This window comes from Rhizobacter sp. P3_B12 (assembly GCF_056402895.1).
Map to the genome: position 1 here is coordinate 1 of NZ_JBFUGN010000534.1, position 4259 is coordinate 4259.

General features: G+C 69.7%; 4 protein-coding genes and 1 pseudogene. All 5 read right to left on the reverse strand.

Annotation, left to right across the window (positions count from 1 at the left end; genetic code table 11):
* Window positions 1-824, reverse strand: an 824-nt coding sequence (locus tag AC1D01_RS23070; RefSeq protein WP_477870442.1) for a Rieske 2Fe-2S domain-containing protein, incomplete at its 3' end; no start/stop codon positions are given.
* Between the two features lie 3 nt (window positions 825-827).
* Window positions 828-1985: a BMP family ABC transporter substrate-binding protein gene (locus AC1D01_RS23075; RefSeq protein ID WP_477870444.1), complete on the reverse strand. Its 1158-nt coding sequence runs from the start codon at window positions 1983-1985 to the stop codon at window positions 828-830.
* Between the two features lie 49 nt (window positions 1986-2034).
* Window positions 2035-2955, reverse strand: coding sequence for an ABC transporter permease (locus AC1D01_RS23080; RefSeq protein ID WP_477870446.1), 921 nt, complete (start codon window positions 2953-2955; stop codon window positions 2035-2037).
* Complete coding sequence (locus AC1D01_RS23085) at window positions 2955-4073, reverse strand: ABC transporter permease (protein WP_477870448.1); 1119 nt, start codon at window positions 4071-4073, stop codon at window positions 2955-2957. The genes AC1D01_RS23080 and AC1D01_RS23085 overlap by 1 nt, the downstream gene beginning before the upstream one ends.
* Window positions 4060-4259: pseudogene (locus tag AC1D01_RS23090) on the reverse strand (ABC transporter ATP-binding protein); the annotation flags it as partial. The pseudogene AC1D01_RS23090 and the gene AC1D01_RS23085, both read right to left, overlap by 14 nt.

Sequence of the window (4259 nt, forward strand, 5' to 3'; positions counted from 1 at the left end):
GTGTGCTGGAACGCGCGCAGCGCGTTGTCGCTGGAATCGTGGTCGGTGACCGCGAGCCGGAACCAGACGCGGCTGTGCTCCTCGTCGAGCGGGCACACGAACAGGCCGATCACGTCACGATACTCGCCCTGCGCTTGCGGCAGCTTGGTCAGCACCGCGCTGAACGGCGCGGTCAGCTCGTAGCGGTAGTCGACCCAGCTGCCTTCGGTCGACAGCCGGTTGCTCTGCGGCTGCCAGGCCCTGCAGCCGCTGGCGACGAAGCCGGCCGGCGTGGGCTGCACGGTGTAGGCGAGCGTCTGCGGCTGTGCGCGCTCGCCGAGCCAGCCGTCGTGCACGAAGCCGAAGTGCGACAGGTCGAGGAAGTTCTCGACGATGCGGCCGGCGCTGGTCGCCACGTCGTACGGGCCGCACAGCAGCTTGCGCAGCTGCGGGTCGGCCTCGGCCTCGAAGGCGGGCAGGGCCGTGTCGCCCGGCTGCAGCCGCACCCAGACGAGGCCATGCGCCTCCTGAGCTTCATGCGTGCAGGCGGCATGAGAAGGCGGCGGCGCGAACGACGGCTGCGATGCGATCAGCACGCAGGCGCCGTCGCCCCCGAAGCGCCAGCCGTGGTACGGGCATTCGAGCGCCGCGCGGCCCTCGTGCTGCACGACCCGGCCGAGCGAGAGCCGCGTGCCGCGGTGCGGGCAGCGGTCGGTGAACGCGCGGGCGCGGCCGGCCTCGTCACGCCACAGCACCAGGTCCTGCGACAGCAGGCGCACCGGCACCGGGGAGGTGCCGAGCGCCTCGCTGCCGGCCACCGGGTGCCACAGCGTCGTTTCGATCAAGGCTTACTTGCCTCCCGGCACTTTTCCTTCCACGCCCTTCACGAAGAACTTGATGCCGCCCATGAACTTGTCATCGGCGACCTCGTCCTTCTTCAGCACTTCCTTGCCGTCGTTGCCGACGATCGGGCCCTTCCAGATCGCGAAGCTGCCGTCCTTCAGGCCGGCCTTCACCTTCTCGACCTTCTCCTTCAGCTCGGCCGGCACCTTGTCGGAGATCGACACCAGGTCGATCGCGCCTTCCTTGACGCCCCACCACGAGGCGCTGTTGCCGGCCCACTTGCCGTCCAGCGCATCCTGCGTCGCCTTGATGTAGTACGGCGACCAGTTGATGATGCTCGAGGCCAGGTGGGCCTTCGGGCCGTAGGCGGTCATGTCGCTGTCCCAGCCGAACGCGTACTTGCCGGCCTTCTCGGCCGTCTGCAGCACCGCGCTCGAGTCGGTGTTCTGCATCAGCACGTCGGCGCCGCCGTTGATCAGCGATTGCGCGGCGTCGGTTTCCTTCGGCGGGTTGAACCAGTCGTTGACCCAGACCACCTTGGTCTTGATCTTCGGGTTCACCGACTGCGCACCCAGCGTGAAGCTGTTGATGTTGCGGATCACCTCGGGGATCGGGATCGAGCCGACCACGCCCAGCGTGTTGGTCTTCGTCATGCCGCCGGCGATCACGCCGGCCATGTACGCGCCTTCATAGGTGCGGCTGTCGTAGGTGCGCATGTTCTCGGCCTGCTTGAAGCCGGTGGCGTGCTCGAACTTCACGTCCTTCAGGTCGGCCGCGACCTTCAGCATCGGCTCCATGTAGCCGAAGGTGGTGCCGAAGATCAGCTTGTTGCCCTGGCTGGCCATGTCGCGGAACACCCGCTCGGCATCGGCCGCCTCGGGCACCTTCTCGACGAAGCTGGTCTGGATCCTGTCGCCGAATTGCTTCTCGAGTGCCTTGCGCGCGTTGTCGTGCGCGAAGGTCCAGCCGCCGTCGCCGACCGGGCCGACGTAGGCGAACGCGATCTTCAGCGGTTCCGGCTTCGGCGCGGCGGCCGAGGCGGCGGCCACCGGGGCCGGCGCAGGCGCTTCTTCCTTCTTGCCGCAGCCCACCAGCGCGGTGCCCGCCGCCAGCGTGCTCCACCCTGCGAGCTTCAGCAGGGCACGTTTCGAGATTGAGGTCATGGGAACTCCAGGGTGAGGAACGCGAGAATTTATCAGCTAGATGTCGGGGCTAACTACCGGGGAAGAACGGCTTGCCGAGCGACGCGGGCATGTTCACGCGGATCCAGCCGGCATTGCGCGAGATCAGCACCAGCACGACGATGGTCGACAGGTAGGGCAGCATCGTCAGCAGCTGCGCCGAGACCTGCACCCCCTCGCCTTGCAGGTAGAACTGCAGCATCGTCACGCCGCCGAACAGGTAGGCGCCGAGCAAGACGCGTGCCGGTCGCCAGGTCGCGAAGGTCGTGAGCGCCAGCGCGATCCAGCCCTTGCCGGCGACCATGCCCTCGACCCACAGCGGCGTGTAGACGACCGAGAGGTAGGCGCCCGCCAGTCCGCACAGCGCACCGCCGGCCATCACCGCCGCCAGGCGGATGCGGCGCACCGGGTAGCCCAGCGCGTGCGCCGATTCGGGGGATTCGCCGACCGCGCGCAGCACCAGTCCGGCGCGCGAGCGGTACAGGAACCAGGCGAGCGCCGCCGTCAACGCCATCGCGGCGTACACCATCGGGTGCTGGCGGAACAGCGCCGGGCCGACGAACGGGATGTCGGCCAGCAGCGGCAGCTGGAAGTGCGCGCGCTCGGACAGCTTCTCCTGCACGAAGCCGGTGCCGAGGAAGGCCGACAGGCCGCTGCCGAACAGGCTCAGCGCGAGCCCGGTCGCGTACTGGTTGGTGTTGAGCCAGATCACCAGCGCGCCGAAGACCGCGGCCAGCAGCGCGCCGGCGCCGGCACCGGCCGCGAAGGCGAGCCAGTCGTTGCCGGTGTGCACCGCGGTCGCGAAGCCGGCCAGCGCGGCGACCAGCATCATCCCCTCGGCGCCCAGGTTGACGATGCCGGCGCGTTCGTTGACCAGCAGCCCGAGCGCGGCGAAGGCGAGCACGGTGCCCGAACTCAGCGTGGCGGCGATCAGCAGGGCGATGGCGTCCATCAGGCTTGTCCCTCGACGGTGGAGGACGACGCTGCCGCCGGCGCGGACGCAGCATCGACGTGCGCCGGCTTCCAGCGGATGCGGTAGTGGATCAGCGTGTCGCAGGCGAGCAGCGAGAACAGCAGCAGGCCCTGGAACACGCCGGTCAGCGATTTCGGCAGGCCCAGGCGCGATTGCGCCAGCTCGCCACCGATGTAGAACATGCTCATCAGGATCGCCGAGAACACGATGCCCACCGGGTGCAGCCGGCCGACGAAGGCGACGATGATGGCCGCGAAGCCGTAGCCCACCGGCACGTGCAGGGTCAGCTGGCCGAGCGGGCCGGCCGCCTCCAGCCCGCCGGCCAGGCCCGCCATGCCGCCCGACAGCAGCAGCGCCGTCCACAGCGCGCGCCGCGACSAGAAGCCGGCGTAGCGCGCCGCCGCCGGGGCCTGCCCGCCGACCTGCAGCTGGAAGCCGGCATAGGTGCGGAACAGGAAGGCCCAGAACGCGCCCACCGCGAGCAGCGCGACCAGCAGGCCGATGTTGACGCGCAGCCCGCTGAACAGCCGCGGCACCTTGGTGGCGTCGAGGAAGGTCAGGGTCTGCGGGAAGTTGTAGCCGTTCGGGTCCTTCCACGGGCCGTAGACCAGCCAGCCCAGCACCTGCTCGGCGACGTAGACCAGCATCAGGCTGACCAGGATCTCGTTGGCGTTGAAGCGGTCGCGCAGCAKCGCCACGAGCGCGGCCCAGGCCATGCCGCCGAGCACGCCGGCGACGAGGATCGGCACCACGATCCAGCGCCCCGTGCCCGGCTCGGCCAGCATCGCGACCCCGCCGGCCGCCACCGCCCCCAGCACGAACTGCCCCTCGGCGCCGATGTTCCAGACGTTGGAGCGGAAGCACACCGCGAGGCCGAGCGCGATCAGCAGCAGCGGCGTCGCCTTCACCGCCAGCTCCGACAGCGCGTACGCGCTCTTCAGCGGCTCGACGAAGAACACCTGCAGCCCGCGCAGCGGATCCTTGCCGAGCAGCAGGAACAGCACGACGCCGATCACCACCGTGATCGCCAGCGCCAGCAGCGGCGAGGCGATCGACATCAGCCGGCTCGGCGCCGGGCGCGGCTCAAGCTTCAGCATGCTTCGCCTCCGGGTGGAAGGCTGCCCCGCGCGGCGCCCACAGCCCGCTCATCCATTCGCCGATCTGCTCCACCGTGGCCTGCGTGGTCGCGATCGATGGCGACACGCGGCCCTGCGCGATCACCACCAGCCGGTCGCAGACCTCGAACAGCTCGTCGAGCTCCTCGCTGACGACCAGCACCGCGC

What these genes read in the sequence shown, in the direction of transcription:
- AC1D01_RS23075 (WP_477870444.1), bottom strand. Translation starts at nt 1,985, where the DNA reads ATGACCTCAATCTCGAAACGTGCCCTGCTGAAGCTCGCAGGGTGGAGC.
- AC1D01_RS23080 (WP_477870446.1), bottom strand. Translation starts at nt 2,955, where the DNA reads ATGGACGCCATCGCCCTGCTGATCGCCGCCACGCTGAGTTCGGGCACC.